This window comes from Methylobacterium sp. PvP105 (assembly GCF_017876975.1).
Lineage (GTDB): Bacteria > Pseudomonadota > Alphaproteobacteria > Rhizobiales > Beijerinckiaceae > Methylobacterium > Methylobacterium radiotolerans.
In genome coordinates, this window is sequence record NZ_JAGIPA010000001.1 from 2,385,952 (window position 1) to 2,403,455 (window position 17,504).

A 17,504-nucleotide genomic window follows, 5' to 3' on the forward strand; every position below is an offset into this window, starting at 1 on the left:
GCCGGCGCCCTCTGCTCAAGGCCGCGGCAGGGTGTGCAGCGCCCTCAGGAAGGCGTCGACATCCGCGCGGGTGTTGTAGAAGGCGAGCGAGGCCCGCACCGACTGGTCGACGCCGAACCGGCGCAGGGCCGGCAGGGCGCAGTGATGGCCCGAGCGCACCGCGATGCCGTGCGCGTCGAGGTGGTGCGCCACCGCCTCGTTCGTCTGCCCCTCGATCACGAAGGACATCACGCTCGCCTTCTCCCGGGCCGTGCCGATCAGGCGCAGGCCCTTCACGTCGGCGAGGCCGCCCTGCGCGTAGTCCAGGAGGTCGTGCTCGTAGGCGGCGATCGCCGGCATGCCGATGCCCGCGAGGTAGTCGAGCGCCGCCCCCAGACCGACCGCCCCGGCGATGTCGGGCGTGCCGGCCTCGAACTTCTCGGGCGCGCCCTTGTAGACGGTCTTCGCGAAGGTGACGTCCTCGATCATGTGGCCGCCGCCCTGCCAGGGCGGCATCGCCTCGAGCAGGTGCGTCTTGCCGTAGAGCGCGCCGATGCCCGTCGGCCCGAACACCTTGTGGCCGGAGAAGACCAGGAAGTCCGCGTCCAGGGACTGCACGTCCAGCGGCATGTGCGGCGAGGATTGCGCCGCGTCGACCAGCACCGGCACCCCGTAGGCGTGGGCGAGCTGGATGATCTCCCGCACCGGGTTCACGGTGCCGAGCGCGTTGGCCACCTGCGTCACCGAGACGATCTTGGTGCGGCCCGACAGGAGCGCCGCGTACTGCTCGAAGATGATCTCGCCGCGGTCGTTCACCGGGATCACCCGGAGCGTCGCCCCGGTCTGCTGCGCCAGCAGCTGCCAGGGCACGATGTTGGCGTGGTGCTCGATGGTCGAGACGATGATCTCGTCGCCCGGGCCGATCTGGGCCCGGCCGTAGGAATTGGCGACGAGGTTGATCGCCTCCGTGGTGCCGCGCAGGAAGACGATGTCGTCCTTCGACGGGGCGTTGAGGAAGCGGCGCACCGCCTCGCGGCCGCCCTCGAACAGGTCCGTGGCGCGCGCGGCCAGGGTGTGGGCGGCCCGGTGGATGTTCGAGTTGTGCCGGGCGTAGAACGCCGCGGTCGCGTCGATCACGGCCTGGGGCTTGTGGGTGGTGGCGGCGTTGTCGAGCCAGACCAGCGGGTGGCCGTTGACGCTCTGATGCAGGGCCGGGAAGTCCCGGCGGACCTGCTCCACATCGAAGGGCGCCGCCACCGGGCTCGATCCCTGGGCGGCGAGGCGCGGCGCCGGACCGGGATAGCGGGTCGGCTCGACCCGTGGGCTCGCCGCCGCCCCGCGGGCCGGCCCGGGGCCGAGAGGCAGGAAGTAGTAGTCGCCAGCCGGCGCTTCGGGCGCCCGGGACCGCCGACCGGTCCGGGCGAGGCTCTCCGGCGCCTCATCGCGGCCGGCCTTCGACGGGTCGGCGGGCACGAGGTCCGGGACGAGGGCGTGCGCGAAGGCGTTGGCGCGGGGGTGGTCGGCGGCGATCTGGCGGTGCAGCTCCGGACCGCCGGGGAGGGCGGCCGCCAGCGCCGGGGCGCCGGCGAGGGAGAAATCGGGCAGGACGGGGCGCGGGCTCGCGGGGTGGACAGGCGGGATCGCCGCCGCGTCGGGGAACGCCGGGCTCGCGGGTGCGCGGTTCGGCAGGGTCGGGCCGGAGAGGCCCGGCAGGCCGACCGGCGGCGCCCCGAAGGAGCGCGCCGGCAGCGCCGACGCGTCGGGCTGCAGCCCGGCGGGCTGGCCGCCCGCGGGAGCGGAGGGGACGCCCACGGGCGCGCCCGGCAGCGGCGCCCCGCCCGGGCCCTGGGGCAGGCCCTCGAGCGCCTGCGGGACCTGGGGGCCGGCGGGGATCTCCGGCGCGAACGGCTGGCTCGCGGCCTGCCCCTGCCGGTAGATCTCCCGGGCGAGGCGCCCGACGAGATCCGCGTGGGCCAGCTCGCCCGGGCTCGCCCCGGGCAGCCCGAGGGCGAAGGCCTCAGGCGTAGTCATGGTAGTTGCCCAGCAGCACGTTATCGAGGCGGGCGATCGCGTCCTCGACCAGCACGGCGGCCGAGAAGTAGCGGGTCACGAGGTGCGAGGCGATCGAGTGGTCGTTGGTGCCCATGTAGCGCACCGACAGGCCGGGCTCGATCTCGCCGGTCACGCCCGACTTCTGCAGGCCGACCACGCCCTGCTCGCCCTCGCCGACGCGCAGCAGCAGGATCGCGGTGGTCTCGGCCCCGGTCACCGGGTCGATGTCGATCGGCAGCTTGTCGCTCGGCACCAGCGGCACGCCGCGCCACGTGATGAACGGCGCGCCGAACAGGTGGACGACGACCGGCGGCACGCCGCGGCGGGTCGCCTCCCGGCCGAAGGCCGCGATGGCGCGGGGATGGGCCACGAAGAAGGCGGGCTTCTTCCAGACCAGGGTCAGCAGCTCGTCGAGGTCGTCCGGGGTGGGCGGGCCGCCGCGGGTGGGGATGCGCTGGCGCGGGCCGACCTCGTGGAGCAGGCCGAACTGCGCGTTGTTCAGGAGCTCCCACTCCTCGCGCTCCTTCACGGCGTCGACCGTGAGGCGGATCTGCTCGCGGAGCTGGTCGATCTCGTTGGAGTAGAGGTCGGTGACCCGCGTGTGGGTGTTGAGGATCGTCTGGATGGTCGAGAGGTGGTACTCGCGCGGATCGACCTCGTAGTCGACGAAGGTCGTCGGCAGGCGCGGCTCGCCGGTATGGACCGCCAGCAGCTCGATGCCCTGCTCGCCGTAGGAATTGGTGTGCCCTTTGAGGCGGTCGCGCTCCTCGCGGTACTGCGCGATCTTGGCGCGGATCTCCTCGCTCTCCACCGCGGCGGCATCGAGGGTCAGGAGGGTCACGGCCGACAGGGCCTTCACGGCCGGGGCGGGCGCGCTCTCGCCGGCGAGACCGGCATCGCCGAAATAGTCGCCCTTCGTGGCGAGCCCCTGGCGCAGGCGGCCCTTGTAGGGACCCGAGAGGGTCAGCTCGACCGTGCCGTCGGCCACGACCGTGAGGCTGCGGCCCGCGGACCCCTCCTCGTGGATCACCGCGCCGGCCTGGTGCCGGCTCTCGGTGAACTTGGCCGCCAGCGTGGCCAATTCGGCATCGCCCAGCCGGCTGAACAGCGGCACGGCGCGCAGGGAGGACGGGCGGATCACCCGGCCCTTGCCATCTCCCTTGCCATCCCCCTTGCCATCCCCCTTGCCATCCCCCTTGTCCTCGGCGACGAGATCGATCCGGCCGGGCTTGGCCAGCACGACGGCGCGGCGGTTGACGCGGTAGACCCCGCCCGCAACGTCCACGAAGGGCAGGAGCCGGAGCAGCCAGCGCGGCGTGTTGGCCGCGTTCTGGACCGAGGTGACGGTCGCCGTCGCAAGATTGCGTGCCGCCGTGGCGCTCACGCTCAGACCCGGTCCGCTCATCGTTCGTCCTCACTCCATCCAAGATTGCAGGCGCGCCGCATCGTTCCGCGCGGCGGCGGTGCGCCCCGCAGGTTGTGCGAGGCGGGCGCAAGACGTTTCGATCAAGATCTGACGACGACCGCGACCTGAGCGACCGAGTCGTCAATCAAAGCACGCATTCTCCGCGGCCAGACAGCCATCGTCAGGCCGCTCAACCGGTCTCGCGTCATCGCTTCTCCGGCGAGGTCTGGATAAGGTCTGATTCGCCCGATGGTCAACGAAAGGATATCCCTATTTTCCGCGCCTTCTTGGAAGCGGGCACCCTGGCATGCACGGCACATAGGACATGATCATCCTCAGACCGTCCGGTCAGAGAATTTCATTTTACTACGCCGCGCGCCGCGGCGGCGGCCGGACGACTTTGTTGTCAGGAATAATCTTTCGCGCGTCTCAGATGCCATCCCCGTAGCCGAAGGACTGGTCCATGCTGAGCGCCGGCTCCTCGCCGACGGGCAGGCGCGAGACGACCCGGGCCGGCACGCCCGCCACGGTCGTGTGGGGCGGCACGTCCTGCAGCACCACCGCGGCGGCCGCGACCTTGGCGCCCGCCCCGACGCGGATGTTGCCCAGCACCTTGGCGCCGACGCTGAGCAGCACCCCGCGCTCGATCTTGGGGTGCCGGTCGCCGCTCTCCTTGCCGTTGCCCCCGAGCGTCACCGACTGGAGGATCGAGACGTCGTCGGCGATCGCCGTGGTCTCGCCGATCACCACGCCGGTGGCGTGGTCGATGAACACCCCCGAGCCGATCCGGGCCGCCGGGTGGATGTCGCAGCCGAACACCTCGGAGATCCGGCTCTGGACGTGCAGCGCCAGGGTCGCCCGGCCCCGGTGCCAGAGCCAGTGGCCGACCCGGTAGGCCTCGAGCGCCGCCAGCCCCTTGTAGAACAGGAACGGGTCGAGGTAGCGGCGGCAGGTCGGGTCGCGCTCGCGGATCGCCACGAGGTCGCGCACCGCGTGGGCGCCGGCCTGCGGGTCGGCCTCGAAGGCCGAGAGGCACAGGTCGCGCATCGACAGACGGGCGAGGTCGCCGTCCCCGAGGCGGTGGGCGAGCCGGTAGGCGAAGGCCTGGGCCAGCGAGCGCTGGTCGAGGATCGTCGCCTGGATGATCCCGGCATAGAGCGGCTCCTCGATCAGGGCCGCCTCGGCCTCGGCGCGCAGGGCCGCCCAGACCTCGGCCTCCCCCGTGCCGCGGCTCGTGATGCGCAGGGGCGGCTGGACCACGGCCATCGTGGCACCCGCGGCGGGCAGGGCGGCGTGATGCATCGGTCGCCGCCGATCACGGCACGGGGCGGAACAGGTTGGGCAGGTAGCGCTCCAGGGTGCCGTGCCCCTGGAACGTCACGTCCACAATCGCCGGGGCGTCGCCCGCGCGGTGGACGCCCACCACCCGGCCCCGGGCGTGCCGCCAGATTCCCAGGATCTCGGCGAGGTCGGGGCGCGCGAACACGACCGCGTCGCCCTGCATCATCGTCCCTGAGGCCATGGTGTCGTTCCCCTTGGATCGGCCGTCTGTGGCGGGCTGATTCTGCCGCCGGGGGGCGCCTGTGCCGGGGCCTGCGCCGCCGGCGAGAAGCCTTTTCCGGACACCCCGGCTTGCCGGAGAAGGTTTCGGCCGCGCGGGCCCGAAACCGGAGCATCGTCTTCGCTAAGCCTCTGTCACAGAACGATATTTAAGCATCGCCCCGTCTTTGGCAAGCCCGGTCTCCGGCATGCTCCGGGCGCGGCCAGACCCCGGCCGGCACGGGCCGTCGATCGCGGCCGCGACGCCGGCGCGCCCCCGCCGGCCCCGTGCTTCTGCTCCGCGACGCGGCTTCGACGAACAACCTGCGCTGCAAGTCCTCGCCAATTTGGCAGCACATTCTCGGGACCGCCCCCTACATTGACGGTGTCGACGCGCAGTCGTGTCCCAGTCGTGGCCCAGTCGTGGCCCCGCCGACACGCAGTCGAAGCGGAGCCGAACGGAGGTTTGCCGTGATCGCCAGCAAGGAACGGATCGCCCGGATGATTGCGCCGTGTCTGCCGTGTTGCCGCGTCCAGGAGGAGGAGAGCGCACGATATCAGACACGAGAGGCGACCATCGATGCTGACCTATGACACGACCCGGAACACCCGTCCCGACCTGAGCCCCGAACCGGCCGCCCTCGGCCGAGCCCTGTCCCGGAGCATCCGCTCCCATCCCTCCCACGAACGCGCCGCCCTCGCGAGCGCCCTCGACGACGGCCTGATGCCCGACGAGGTCGCCCGCATCCTCGCCGGCCGCCGGGTGGCGGAGGCTTTCCCGATCCGCTGGGGCGAGAGCCCGGAAGCCTACGCGTCCCGGGCCGTGTCCGAGATGTTCGTCGCCTACCTCCAGTAGGCGCGCCGCTGCCGGCCGCGCCGGCCTCTCCGACCACGAACGATGGGAACCTGTCATGTCGGTCTTCCCCCGCGGGTGGAGGCGCCGGACGGGGACGGCTGCCTGCGCGCTCACCCTGGCGCTCGGTGCCGCCGGCCCGGCCGCGGCCGGACACACGCCGAAGGGCCGCGCCGCGGCCGCCACCGCGGCCGGCGGACCGGACGTCCCGGCCCGGCTCACGGTCGGGCCGGGCGGCCGGGACCTGCGGCTCGCGGGCGATCTCACGGCGGGCGTCGCCGCGCGGGCCGCCGCCATCCTCGCCGCGCACCCGCGGATCGCGCGCATCCATCTCACGAGCGACGGCGGCCTCGTGGAGGAGGGGGCGGCGATCGGGGCGCTCGTGGCGGCGCGGGGGCTCGCCACCTACGTCCCCGACGCCTGCGCCTCGGCCTGCACGCTGATCTTCGTCCGCGGCCGGACGCGCTACCTCGCGACCGGCGCGCGGCTCGGCTTCCACGCGCCCTACGAGATCGGGGCGCGGGGGCGGATGCGCCCGGTGGATTCCGCGCCGGAGCGGGCGGCCTACCGGGCCGCTGGCCTGCCGGCGGCCTTCGTGACGCGGGCGCTGGCGGTGCCCCCGGCCGGGATCTGGATCCCGACGGACGGCGAGCTGCGCGCGGCCGGCATCGTCACCGAGGTCGTCGGAACGGACCGCTTCCCCGACTCGACCCTGGACGCGGATCCGAGCGCGGCCGGGGCGCGGGCCGCGATCCTGCGGAGCCTGCCGATCCTGCGCCGGGCCGAGGCGGCGGGGCTCGCCCCGATCACCCGGTGGTACCGGGACGGCTACGCCGCCGGCCGGCCCGAGGCGGAGGCCGCCGCGGGCCTGAGGCGGATGGCCGCCGGCTACCTGCAGCGGCGCTTCCGGGCGGCCGATGACGGCGTCGTCCGCGCCCTGGGCCAGCGGATCCTGGCGACGCTGGAGCGGGGGGACGCGGCGGCCTGCGGCCTCCTCGCGGCCGGCGACCTCGTGGCGCTCGACGCGCGCCTGCGGGCCGAGCAGCCCGCGTCCCACGGGCTCGCCCCGCTCCTCGCCCGGGCACGGGCCGCGCGGCCGGACGGAGCGGTCTGGGCGGACCCGCCCGCCACGGGCCCGGGCGCCGCGCGGTCGACGGCCGAAGCGGCTTTCCCGTCGGGCGATTGCGCCGCCCGGATCGCCGCGACGCGGCACGCCCTCGACCTGCCGCCCCGCGCGTCGGCTGCCGCGCTGCGGGCGCTGTTCCTCGCGGAGCCGCAGCAGATCCTGGCGAGCCGCGCCGGACCGTAGCGACGCCGCCGACCCTCGACACGCCGCGCCGGCGCCTATCTTCGCACCCGCGGCACGCCCCGGACGGGCGCCGGCCGCGGGGAGACGGGGGTTCGACGGATGCCGGATTATCGCCTGCGCGGGGCGGTCCGCGGCGAGGATGGCGAGATCGGCGCGCCCCGCGTCGACGAGGTGCTCACGGCCGCGGACGCGAAGGAGGCGGTCCGCCTCGCCAACGGCCGCTCGCTGACGATCGAGGACGACGCGGTGAACGCCCTGTGGCTGGTCGACGCCCACGGCACCCTGCTCTGGTCCCTGCGCCGCGCCGACCGGGAGTCCTGACGCAGGCCGGCGCCGTCAGGCGGGCGCGCGGCGGCGCGTCTCCGGCAGCGCCGCGTCGGGCTCATCGGCGCCGCCGAGATACAGGGACCGGACGTCGTCCCGCCCTCGCAGGGACGCGGCGGTGCCGGCGAGCGCGCTGCGGCCGTTCTCCAGCACGACGGCGTGGTGGGCGTGGCGCAGGGCGAGGCGGAGATTCTGCTCGGCCACCAGCAGGGTCAGACCCTCGGCGCGGTTCAGGCCGGCGAGCACCCGGTAGATCTCCTCCACCACGCGGGGGGCGAGTCCCATGGACGGCTCGTCGAGGACGAGCAGCCGCGGCCGCCCCATCAGCGCCCGACCGATCGCCGCCATCTGCTGCTCGCCGCCCGAGAGCAGGCCGGCGGCGACGCCCCGCTTCGCGGCGAGCCGCGGGAACAGGCCGTAGACCCGCTCCAGATCGGCGCGCAGGCCGCCGCGGCCCGAGCCGCGCCCGAGGCCGCCCGCGACGAGGTTCTCCTGGACGCTCAGGCCCCGGAAGCAGTGGCGCCCCTCCAGCACGCCCACGAGACCGGCGCGGACGAGGGCGTCGGTCCGGGTCCGCGTCGCGTCGCGCCCGTCATAGGCGAGGCGCCCGGCCGTGACCCGGCCGCGCAGGGCCGGCAGCAGGTTCGACACCGCCCGCAGCAGGGTCGTCTTGCCGGCGCCGTTGGCGCCGACCAGGGCGACGATCTCCCCCGCCCGGACCGCGAGGTCGACGCCGTGCAGGGCGTGCACCGCCCCGCCGTAGACGACCTCCAGGGCCTCGACCTCCAGGAGGGTCGGCGCGGCGCTCATCGGGCGCTCACCGGGCGCTCACCGGGCCGCCGCGGCGGCGTGCTTGCCGCCCGCGTCCGCGGCCTCCTCCGCCGCGCAGTCGCGCGGGGTGATGCCGTGCTCCTTGGCGTAGGCGGTCGCGGACGCCTCGATGATCGGGCGCAGGCTCGCCCAGTCGGGGGCGATCCAGTCGGACACCACGGTCCACTTCGCCCCGTCCCATTGCTGGAAGGTGACGCGGCCCTCGCCCTCGTGGTTGGCGCAGGTGACGTTGATCGAGTGGAACAGGCCCTTGGCGCCGAGCGCCGCCACCCGGGCCTCGTCGAGGCGCAGGTGCTCGAAGCCCCAGCGCACCTCGTCGCCGGTGAGCGTGCGCTGGCCGAACTTGCCTTGCGCGATCCGCACCGCCTCGACGTTGAGGATGCCGTTCAGCACCCCGAGATTGTGGTAGACGCTGCCGATGCGTCTCCGGTCGGCGAGGTTGCCGTTGCCGGCCCCGTAGACCTTGCCGACGACCTCCTGGATCACCGGGTAGGCCGTGCCCGAGGCCTGGGTCGTGATGGCGACGTAGCCCTTGGCGGCGTCGCCCGCCGGGATGACGTCCTCCTCCGAGTTCGACCAGACATTGCCGACGATCCGGTCGGCCGGGAAGCCGGTCTTCTGGGCGGTCTTGAGGGCCACCGGATTCATCACGCCCCAGCCGCGCAGCACCACGAAGTCGGGCCGCAGGCGCCGGATCGTGAGCCACTGCGACTGCTGCTCGTTGCCGGGATGGGGCACCTCGATCTGCGCGACGGTGAAGCCGTAGCGCGCGGCGAGCTGCGCGTAGATCGGGATCGTCTCCTTGCCGTAGGGCGAGCCGTGATAGAGCACCGCGACGGTCTTGCCCCTCAGCTTGTCGAGGCCGCCCGCGCGGGTGCCGAGATACTGGATGATGCCGCTCGTCTCGCTGTAGGGGTTGAGCAGCAGCGGGAACACGTAGGGGAAGACGCGCCCGTCGGTGGAATCGGTGCGGCCGTGGTTGATCGTGATCAGCGGCACCTTGTCGGCGGTGATGCGGTCGATCATCGCGTAGGCGATGCCCACCGAGAGCGGGTTCCAGGCAGCGATGCCGGGCCGGGACTTGAGCCGCTCGTAGACCTCGACGCCGCGCTCGACCTCGTACTGGGTCTCGCCCTCGCTCCAAGTGAGCTTGACGCCGTTCACCCCGCCGTCCCGGGCGTTGATCAGGTTGAGATAGTCGATGAAGCCGCCGAAGAAGCCGGTCCCGCCGGCCGCGTAGGGGCCGACCCGGTAGCTCTGGAGCGGGAAATACTGCTCGTCGGCCCGTCCGGCCCGGGGGGCCGCGCCGGCGAGCACGACGGTGCCGGCGAGGAGCGCGGCGCGGAGACGGGTCGTCAGGGGCATGGTCGTCCTGGGGTTGGTCAGACGGGAAGGGGGATCAGGCGGCGCGGCGGCCGAGGCGGCGGCCCGCCCGGTCGAGGAGGGCGGCGAGGCCGGCGGGCTCGCGGATCAGCACGGCGACGATCAGGGCGCCGAGCACGATGCGCTGGACCATCTCCAGGGTGCCGGAATCGAACCCGTCGCCCAGGAGCGCCGCGCCGAGGCGCGCGAGGAGCAGGGGCAGCACCACGATGAAGCCCGCGCCCAGGAAGGCGCCGCGCAGGGTGCCCAGGCCGCCGATGATGACGATGAAGAGGATCTGGAAGGAGCGGTCGAGGTTGAACCCCGCCGGCTCGACGGTGCGCAGATACGCGAAGGCCCACAGCGCCCCGGCGATCCCGATCACGAAGGACGAGACCGCGAAGGCCAGGAGCTTGGTCCGGGCAACCTTCACGCCGACGAGGCGGGCGGCGGTCTCGTTGTCGCGGATCGCCACGAGGTCGCGGCCCGTGGGGGAGGCCACGAGGCGCCACGCCAGGACGGTCAGCAGCGTGACCACGCTCAGCGAGAACAGGTAGCGCCCGCGCGGATCGTCGAAGGACAGGCCGGCCACCACCAGCCGGGGGGCGGTGATGACGCCGGAGGGGCTGTCGTCGGAGATCCAGCCGATCCGGTTCAGCGCCCAGGCGACGAAGAACTGCGCGGCGAGCGTCGAGACCGCGAGGTAGAAGCCGCGCAGCCGCAGGGCCGGCAGCCCCGCCACCAGCCCGGCGAGCGCCGCCACGAGGCCGGCGAGCAGGAGCGACACCGGCAGGGGCAGGCCGGGCAGGCGCAGCGACAGGTTGAAGGCCGCGTAGGCTCCGACCGCCATGAAGGCGGCCGAGCCCAGGGAGAGCAGCCCGGCATAGCCGGTGAGCAGGTTGAGCCCGAGGCCGGCCAGCGCCAGGGCCAGGAACGGCGTCAGCAGCGCCTCGAACACGTAGCTCGTGCCGGTGAGCGGCACGATCCCGTAGGCCAGGACCAGCAGGGCGCCGAGACCGAGGGTGCGGGCGGACAGGCCGAGGCGCGGTGCGGCGAGGGGGAGGGCGTCCATGGTGTCCTCAGACCCGCTCGACGGCGCGCAGGCCGAACAGGCCCGACGGCCGGACCAGCAGGAAGCCCAGGGCCGCCACGTAGGCGATCCAGCCCTCGATCCCGCCGCCGATGACCGGCCCGAGATAGACCTCGGACAGCTTCTCCGCCGCGCCGACGATCAGCCCGGCCACGATCGCCCCGGCGATGGAGTCGAAGCCGCCGAGCACGAGGACCGGCAGGGCCTTCAGCACCACCAGCGACAGGGAGAACTGCACGCCGAGCCGCGCGCCCCAGAGCAGCCCCGCCACCAGGGCGACGATCCCGGCGGCGATCCAGACCGCCGACCAGATCCGGGGCAGGCGCAGGCCGGTGTTGAGGGCGGCGAGCGGATCGTCCGCCACCGCCCGGAAGGCGAGGCCGGTGCGGGTGTAGCGGAAGAAGGCGGAGAGGAGCGCCACCATCAGGCCCGCGACCGCGGCGGCGAACAGGTCGAACCGGCTGACCAGCACGCCGCCGAGGTCGATCGGCGTGTCGTCGATGCCGAGGTCCAGCCCATGGACCTGGGTGCCCCAGGCGAGCTGGGCCGCGCCCTCGATCACGTAGGCGACGCCCAGCGTCGCCATGAACAGGGTGATCGGCGGCTGGTTGACCAGCGGCCGCAGCACCGCCCGCTCCACCGCGAGGCCGACCACCACCATCGCGGCGAGCGTCGCCGCCAGGGCCGCCGGGAAGGGCAGCCCGCGCTCGGTCAGGCTCACGAAGGTGAGGGCGGCGAGCAGCACCATCGCGCCCTGCGCGAAGTTGAGCACGCCCGAGGTCTTGTAGATCAGCACGAAGCCGATCGCCACGAGGGCGTACATGACGCCCGAGAGGAGGCCGCCGACCACGACCTCGATCAGGAAGGCGAGGTCCGGGCTCATGCGGCGGCCGCGTCCGCGTCGATATCCGCGTCCGCATCTCCCTCCGCATCCCCGTCCGCGAGCCCCAGATAGGCCGCGATGACCGCCGGGTCCGCCCGAACCTCCGCCGGCGTGCCGGTGGCGATGCGGCGGCCGTGGTCGAGCACGGTCACCCGGTCGGAGAGGCGCATGACGACGCCGATATCGTGCTCGATCAGCACGATCGCGGCCCCGGACCGCTCCCGCGCCGCACGGATGGAGCCGGTCATCTCGGCCTTCTCGGTCGCCGTCATGCCGGCCATCGGCTCGTCGAGGAGCAGGAGTCGCGGCTCGGCCACCAGGGCTCGGCCGAGCTCGACCCGCTTCTGGAGCCCGTAGGGGAGGCTGCCGGCCGGGCGGTCGGCCACTGCCCCGAGGCCCAGGCGCCCGATCACCGCCTCGGCGGCGGCGCGGTGCGCGCGCGCCTCCCGCCGGGCGGAGGGCAGGCCCAGGATCTGGGCCCCGAGCCCGGCGCGCCGCGCGGCCGAGAGCCCCGCGAGGACGTTGTCGCGCACGCTCAGGCCCGCGAACAGGGCGAGGTTCTGGAAGGTCCGGGCGACGCCCAGCGCGGCGAGCCGTCCGGCCGGCACTCGGGCGAAGGTCTCCGCGCCGAGCCGCACCCGCCCGGCCCGCGGCGCGTAGAGGCCGGTGATCGCGTTGATGAGCGAGGATTTCCCGGCGCCGTTCGGCCCGATCACGGCGTGGATCTCGCCGGCCCCGACAGCGAGGTCGATCTCCGCGAAGGCCACCGTGCCGCCGAAGGCGAGGGACAGTCCCTCGACCGACAGGATCGCGTCCGCCCCATCCCGGTGCGGGCTGCCGCCGGGCCCTGCCGCCGGGCGAGCGGCGGGGCGGGGGATGGGGGTCCGCCCGTCCAGAACGGGGCGGACGAGGCGCAGCGCAGGCTGCATGGGCAAGGATCCGTCCACGATAGGTCGTCCGCTGCGGCGCGAACCGGCGGCACCCGTTGAGAGAAGGCGAGAGACAGGACGACGACACGTCCCCGGCGAACATTCCGATGTTCCCGCCGGTCAAATCCTGCTGTGCGGCGCACACGAAGTCAAAGGCACAGTCTTTTCAATTTCGATATGGCGCGCGAACATTCTCCTTCCGGGACGCGCCGGCGCGGGATCACTTCCCTAGTCGTGCCGAGGGTCCGCGCACACCACCCAGATCTTGCCGCCCCGGGACGGTGACGGGCCCGGATCCGGGCGGATCGGCCCGGCGCGGCGGGCGGAAAGACACCTTACGGTAGCATAAACTAATCTGCATAAGTATTCATGGCTTGAAACAAAATGTAGGTTCGCGCCCCCACGCCGTCGTGGAGTCGCCGCCATGCCAAACCCGCTCGCGCACAAGCTAAATTGCTATGTCCGGCTCTCCGAAGACGACCGGATGTGCTTGGCCGACGCCATGAGCCCGAGCCGCATGGTCGCCGCCCGCACCGACATCATCCACGTGGGCGACGATCCGCGCGCGATCAACGTGATCCTCGAGGGCTGGGCCTGCCGGTACCGGCAGTTCGCCAACGGGCGCCGCCAGATCGTCTCGCTCCTGCTCCCGGGCGACCCGTGCGACCCACACGTCTTCCTCCTCGACGAGATGGATCACGCGATCGGCGCGATCACGCCCGTGCTCCTCGGCCAGATCTCCGGCCCCGCGATGCGGGATCTGACCGCCCGCAGCCCGCGGCTCGACATGGCCTTCCACCGCGAGGCCCTGGCCAATGCGGCGATCCAGCGCGAGTGGACGGTCAGCCTCGGCAGCCGAACCGGGATCGAGCGCCTCGCCCACCTGTTCTGCGAGTTGCACGCGCGCCTCGCGGCCGTCGGCCTGACGGACGGGAATACCTGCGCGATGCCGATGACGCAGAACGATCTCGGCGACGCGATGGGGCAGACCAGCGTGCACATCAACCGCACGCTCCAGGAACTGCGCGGCATGGGGCTGATCACCCTGCGCAGCCGGCGCCTGACGATCCACGATCCGGCCGCGCTCGCGCGGCTCGCGCATTTCGACACCGCGTATCTCCATCTCATCGAGGCCGACCACGCTGCCGCGCGCTGAACCCTGCCGGTCCCGAGGCGATTGAGCCAGGTTGAACGACATCCGGAGTGGCCCGGCATGACAGACCCTCGCGATCCGGCGGAGCGTCTCGCACTCCTGGAGGCCGACAACGCGCGCCTGCGCCGGCTGCTCGACGGGGCGGGGCTCCCGGACAGCCTGCGTCACGGGATGCGCAACACGATGGCGATGTTGCGCACCGTCATGCACCGGTCCGCCGACAGTGCCGCCGATGTCGAGAGCTACGTGGCGCATCTCGACGGCCGGTTCGGGGCGATCATGCGGGTGCAGGCCGCCACGGACGCGTTCGGCGACGCCGACCTGCACACGCTGATCTCGGACGAGCTGATGTTCCACCTCGCCCGCGAGGGCGAGCAGGCCAGCCTCGCCGGCCCGCGGGTGCGCCTCCGCCCCAAGGCCGCCCAGGTCGTCGCGCTGGCCCTGCACGAACTGACCAGCAACGCGGTGGAGCACGGGTCCCTGGCGCTCCCCCAGGGCCGGATCCGCGCCGCGTGGCGGGTGGCGGACACGGAGGCCGGACCGCCCGTCCTCAGCCTCGACTGGGCCGAGACCGGCGGCCGCGGGGTCGTGCCCTCCGGCCGGCGCGGCTTCGGCACGGACGTGCTGACGGAGATGCTGGCCTACGATCTCGGCGCGGCGGTCGACCTGCGCTACGAGCCGGACGGGCTGCGCTGCACGATCCGCGTGCCGCTCACGGCCCAGGTCGGGCGCCGCGTGGCCGAGGATCCCGAGACGGGCTGCGAGAGCGACGGCCGGTGAGGCTCACGAGCTCGACGCCGCCCGCACCTGCCCGGTCATCTGCGGCAGCGCGCCGAGCGCCTCCACGGCCGGGTTCGGGCCGGGCAGGAGCAGGTAGTCGGGCGTGAACCCGGAAAACTCCCGCAGACGTTCGAGATTCGGCACGCGCACGCTCTTGCGCCCGCTCTCGATCAGCCCGGCCCTGCGCAGGTCGGAGAGGACGCGCGAGAGGTGGACGTTCGAGAGCCCCGCCGTGTCGGCCAGTTCGGACTGCGCCAGCGGAAGGCGGTACTCGGGCTCCAGGCCGAGGCCGACGGCGTTCAGGCGCGCGAAGAGCTCGCAGATGATGTGGGCGACCTGCTTGTCGGCGGACCGGCGCCCCACCCCGACGAGCCATTCCTGCAGGACGGCCTCGTCGACTAGGACCGACCACCACAGGGCGCGGTAGATGTTGGGCCGGAGGGCGGCGAGTTCCTTGATCGTCCGGTAGGGGACCGAGGCGACGGTGCAGGGCGTCAGCGTCGCCACGGAGTGGATCGCCCGGTTGAGCAGCGACGCGTGCAGATCGCAGCCGTCGCCGGGAACGAGGTAGGCGAGGATCGAGCGCCCCCCGTCGGGCACCAGCTTGTAGCGGCAGGCGAACCCGTCGAGGATCACGTAGGCGGCGTCGGGCCGCACGCCTTCCGAGACCAGGTCGCGGCCCGCCTCGACCTGCGCGACATCGCTGGTCGCCGCGCCCAGCGCGGCCACGTCGCCGTCGTCCAGGTTCGCGCGCAGCGCCAGCTTGCGAAGGAAGGGGTTCAAGGGATCTCCCGGACGTCCTGCCCCGCGCGCGGAGGCGCCTCTGCGTGAACGCGCGACGGCTTATCCTTACTCCGCGAGGTCATCAAATGATCTCCACGCCTCTGATCCGGATCCCGACGGCGCCGATCCGCGAGGAACCTTCGACGCCGGGGTGCGCCGGCGCCCGAATGCGGCCCTCGGCGCGACCGGACCGGCGCCGCCTCCCGGGATCGGCCGCGGAGGGCGCGCCGGGCCATGCGGGCCGGATCGGCGTGTCAGGAGAGCCGAAGCGTGCGCAGGACGGTGCCGTTCCCGTCATGGATCTCCATCCGCCAGCCCGCCGCGGCGTCCGGCAGCTCGCCGGCCTTCCGGAACTCCTCGATCAGCACCAGCGCTTCCGATTCCGCGTGCGCGACCGTCGCGGCGAGGACGCCCGTCTCGTCCTCGATCGTCTCGCCGTCGCTCCTCAGGCGGAAATAGTAGCGCTCTGCCATGACATCCTTCAGCTCAGGTCCGGACCCGCTCCCGCCCCGGCGCGCGGGCGCCGCGCGCCGGGGGCTGAGGTAAGTGGCATCGATCCGCGTCCGATCAACGTGCGCGCGAAAGTCCCGGCGCGGATGCCTATCGCTTGGTCCGCCCGCTCGCGGACGCCGCAGGACGCGGCACGGCGCTGCCGGTCTGGCGGGCGAAACGCCGCCCTTCTGGGCGCCGCCGGACCCGGAACAGCCTCCCGACGCGGCATGCCTAAATAATTGGCACACGATTTGCGAAGGTCGGCCCGTCGCGAGGAAGACGACGCAGGGGACCGCCATGAAGGCATTTGGAACTTGGGCCTCGGCCGCCGCGCTGGCCGCCGGGCTGGCGATGGGCACGCTGGGAGCGGGCGCCGCGCGGGCGCAGGAGACCATCAAGGTCGGCATCCTGCACTCGCTGTCGGGCACGATGGCGATCTCGGAGACCACCCTGAAGGACGTGATGCTCATGCTCATCGCCGAGCAGAACGCCAAGGGCGGCGTGCTCGGCAAGAAGCTGGAGCCGGTGGTGGTCGATCCGGCCTCGAACTGGCCGCTCTTCGCCGAGAAGGCCCGCGAGCTGATCAGCAAGGACAAGGTCGCGGCCGTGTTCGGCTGCTGGACCAGCGTGTCGCGCAAGTCCGTGCTGCCGGTGTTCAAGGAGCTCGACAACATCCTGTTCTACCCCGTCCAGTACGAGGGCGAGGAGAGCGAGCGCAACGTGTTCTACACCGGCGCCGCCCCGAACCAGCAGGCGATCCCGGCGGTCGACTACCTGATGTCGGAGGATGGCGGCGGCGCCAAGCGCTGGGTGCTGGAGGGGACCGACTACGTCTACCCGCGCACCACCAACAAGATCCTCGAAGCCTACCTGAAGTCCAAGGGCGTCAAGGACGAGGACATCCTGATCAACTACACGCCGTTCGGCTTCTCGGACTGGCAGACCGAGGTGTCGAAGATCAAGGCGTTCGGCTCGGCCGGGAAGAAGACCGCCGTGGTCTCGACCATCAACGGCGACGCCAACGTGCCGTTCTACAAGGAGCTCGGCAACCAGGGCATCAAGGCCACCGACATCCCGGTCGTCGCCTTCTCGGTGGGCGAGGAGGAGCTCGCCGGCATCGACGCCAAGCCGCTGGTCGGGCACCTCGCCGCCTGGAACTACTTCGAGTCGATCAAGACGCCGGAGAACGAGGCGTTCATCAAGAAGTGGCAGGCGTTCAAGAAGAACCCCAAGGCCGTCACCAACGACCCGATGGAGGCCAGCTACATCGGCTTCAACATGTGGGTGAAGGCGGTCGAGAAGGCCGGCACCACGGACCCCGACAAGGTGATCGACGCGCTGCCGGGCATCGAGCAGAAGAACCTCACCGGCGGCACCGCGACGATGCTGCCGAACCACCACATCACCAAGCCGGTCTTCATCGGCGAGATCGAGGCGAACGGCCAGTTCGACGTGGTGTGGAAGACCGAGGGCCTGATCCCCGGCGAGGCGTGGTCGAAGCAGCTCGAGGGCTCGAAGGACCTCGAGGCCGACTGGGTCAAGCTCAAGTGCGGCAACTACAACACCAAGACCAAGTCCTGCGGCGGCGCCTGAGGCGTCTCCATCCCTTCCCCGGGCGATCCCGGGCCTGCCCGGGATCCGCTCAAGCCTGCGGGGAGGGGGAGGGGTGGGGGTGGTGCAGAAGGCACCGCCCCGCTCGATCCTGCACCACCCCCAACTCCGGCTCCTCCCTGCAAGGGG

17 protein-coding genes are annotated in these 17,504 nt (G+C 72.7%); 6 read left to right on the plus strand and 11 right to left on the minus strand.

Annotated features, from left to right (window positions below):
• Positions 1–15 precede the first annotated feature (15 nt).
• From J3A75_RS11430 to J3A75_RS11445, 4 genes are all read right to left on the minus strand, one after another.
• Complete coding sequence (locus tag J3A75_RS11430) at positions 16–2,010, minus strand: family 2A encapsulin nanocompartment cargo protein cysteine desulfurase (RefSeq protein WP_209650203.1); 1,995 nt, start codon at positions 2,008–2,010, stop codon at positions 16–18.
• Positions 1,997–3,436 (minus strand): family 2B encapsulin nanocompartment shell protein, encoded by a 1,440-nt coding sequence (locus J3A75_RS37025; RefSeq protein WP_209650204.1) that lies wholly within the window; start codon positions 3,434–3,436, stop codon positions 1,997–1,999. Before J3A75_RS37025 ends, J3A75_RS11430 begins: the two co-directional genes overlap by 14 nt.
• 429 nt (positions 3,437–3,865) lie before the next feature.
• Positions 3,866–4,738 carry a serine O-acetyltransferase gene (gene cysE / locus J3A75_RS11440; protein WP_012318413.1) on the minus strand — a complete coding sequence of 291 codons (873 nt, stop codon included), beginning with the start codon at positions 4,736–4,738 and terminating at the stop codon, positions 3,866–3,868.
• A gap of 13 nt (positions 4,739–4,751) precedes the next feature.
• A complete protein-coding gene (locus J3A75_RS11445) occupies positions 4,752–4,958 on the minus strand; it encodes a hypothetical protein (RefSeq protein WP_209650205.1) in 207 nt (68 codons plus the stop codon).
• Positions 4,959–5,555: 597 nt separating this feature from the next.
• On the opposite strand from J3A75_RS11445, the gene J3A75_RS11450 reads away from it, so the two are divergent.
• The 3 genes from J3A75_RS11450 to J3A75_RS11460 all read left to right on the plus strand — a co-directional run bounded on the left by J3A75_RS11450 (position 5,556) and on the right by J3A75_RS11460 (position 7,458).
• The gene (locus J3A75_RS11450; protein WP_012318415.1) at positions 5,556–5,831 is read left to right on the plus strand and encodes a hypothetical protein; all 276 of its coding nucleotides are present in this window, start codon (positions 5,556–5,558) and stop codon (positions 5,829–5,831) included.
• 55 nt (positions 5,832–5,886) lie between these two features.
• Positions 5,887–7,137: a hypothetical protein gene (locus tag J3A75_RS11455; RefSeq protein ID WP_076730330.1), complete on the plus strand. Its 1,251-nt coding sequence runs from the start codon at positions 5,887–5,889 to the stop codon at positions 7,135–7,137.
• A gap of 99 nt (positions 7,138–7,236) precedes the next feature.
• Positions 7,237–7,458 (plus strand): hypothetical protein, encoded by a 222-nt coding sequence (locus tag J3A75_RS11460; RefSeq protein ID WP_012318417.1) that lies wholly within the window; start codon positions 7,237–7,239, stop codon positions 7,456–7,458.
• Between the two features lie 15 nt (positions 7,459–7,473).
• Here J3A75_RS11460 and J3A75_RS11465 read toward each other — a convergent pair whose 3' ends face one another.
• From J3A75_RS11465 to J3A75_RS11485, 5 genes are read right to left on the minus strand one after another with little or no spacing between them, the layout of a single operon-like run.
• Complete coding sequence (locus J3A75_RS11465) at positions 7,474–8,271, minus strand: ABC transporter ATP-binding protein (protein ID WP_029360587.1); 798 nt, start codon at positions 8,269–8,271, stop codon at positions 7,474–7,476.
• Positions 8,272–8,289: 18 nt separating this feature from the next.
• The gene (locus J3A75_RS11470; RefSeq protein ID WP_012318419.1) at positions 8,290–9,657 is read right to left on the minus strand and encodes an ABC transporter substrate-binding protein; all 1,368 of its coding nucleotides are present in this window, start codon (positions 9,655–9,657) and stop codon (positions 8,290–8,292) included.
• 34 nt (positions 9,658–9,691) lie between these two features.
• The gene (locus J3A75_RS11475) at positions 9,692–10,726 is read right to left on the minus strand and encodes a branched-chain amino acid ABC transporter permease (RefSeq protein ID WP_209650206.1); all 1,035 of its coding nucleotides are present in this window, start codon (positions 10,724–10,726) and stop codon (positions 9,692–9,694) included.
• A gap of 7 nt (positions 10,727–10,733) precedes the next feature.
• The gene (locus J3A75_RS11480; protein ID WP_012318421.1) at positions 10,734–11,627 is read right to left on the minus strand and encodes a branched-chain amino acid ABC transporter permease; all 894 of its coding nucleotides are present in this window, start codon (positions 11,625–11,627) and stop codon (positions 10,734–10,736) included.
• Entirely contained in the window at positions 11,624–12,556 is a 933-nt protein-coding gene (locus J3A75_RS11485) for an ABC transporter ATP-binding protein (protein WP_209650207.1), read from the minus strand. The genes J3A75_RS11480 and J3A75_RS11485 overlap by 4 nt, the downstream gene beginning before the upstream one ends.
• Positions 12,557–12,980: 424 nt before the next feature.
• On the opposite strand from J3A75_RS11485, the gene J3A75_RS11490 reads away from it, so the two are divergent.
• On the plus strand, positions 12,981–13,712 hold the full coding sequence (locus J3A75_RS11490) for a Crp/Fnr family transcriptional regulator (RefSeq protein WP_012318423.1): 732 nt from the start codon (positions 12,981–12,983) through the stop codon (positions 13,710–13,712).
• A gap of 57 nt (positions 13,713–13,769) precedes the next feature.
• The gene (locus J3A75_RS11495; protein WP_012318424.1) at positions 13,770–14,489 is read left to right on the plus strand and encodes an HWE histidine kinase domain-containing protein; all 720 of its coding nucleotides are present in this window, start codon (positions 13,770–13,772) and stop codon (positions 14,487–14,489) included.
• 3 nt (positions 14,490–14,492) lie between these two features.
• Here the strand turns inward: J3A75_RS11495 and J3A75_RS11500 are convergent, their stop codons facing one another.
• On the minus strand, positions 14,493–15,272 hold the full coding sequence (locus tag J3A75_RS11500; protein ID WP_043073482.1) for a Crp/Fnr family transcriptional regulator: 780 nt from the start codon (positions 15,270–15,272) through the stop codon (positions 14,493–14,495).
• A gap of 254 nt (positions 15,273–15,526) precedes the next feature.
• A complete protein-coding gene (locus J3A75_RS11505) occupies positions 15,527–15,745 on the minus strand; it encodes a DUF6894 family protein (RefSeq protein ID WP_012318426.1) in 219 nt (72 codons plus the stop codon).
• Positions 15,746–16,061: 316 nt separating this feature from the next.
• Between J3A75_RS11505 and urtA the strand changes: the two genes are divergently transcribed.
• Positions 16,062–17,357 carry an urea ABC transporter substrate-binding protein gene (gene urtA / locus J3A75_RS11510; RefSeq protein ID WP_012318427.1) on the plus strand — a complete coding sequence of 432 codons (1,296 nt, stop codon included), beginning with the start codon at positions 16,062–16,064 and terminating at the stop codon, positions 17,355–17,357.
• The last annotated feature ends 147 nt before the right edge of the window (positions 17,358–17,504 follow it).